The following is a 359-nucleotide window of genomic DNA, read 5'->3' on the forward strand; positions in this document are numbered from 1 at the left end:
GGGCAACGACATCGTCGACGGCGGCAACGATGCCGACCAGTTGTATGCCGACGGCGGCAGGAACGCCGACGGCAGCCAGTCGCTGGACGACGCCAGCGCCACCAACACGCTGCTGGGTGGACTGGGCAACGACCAGCTCTACGGCGGCGCCGGCCAGGACCATCTCGACGGTGGAGATGACAACGACCAGATCTACGGCAACGACGGGAACGATATCCTCGAGGGGGGAAACGGCAATGACCTTCTCAATGGGGGCGCCGGGGCCGACGTCCTGTACGGCGACGCGGGCAATGACCAGCTGACGATCATGGGCGGGGTCTATGGCGAAGGCAGCCAGGCCGATACCCTCGACGGCGGCA

The 359-nt window shown here is 66.6% G+C and carries 1 protein-coding gene; it reads left to right on the forward strand.

Annotated features, from left to right (window positions below; all coding sequences use genetic code 11):
- Positions 1-359 (forward strand): calcium-binding protein (locus AC3A6M_RS24900; protein ID WP_487855364.1); only part of this gene is annotated, 359 nt, incomplete at both ends.

This window comes from Telluria sp. Soil_C_11 (genome assembly GCF_057657395.1).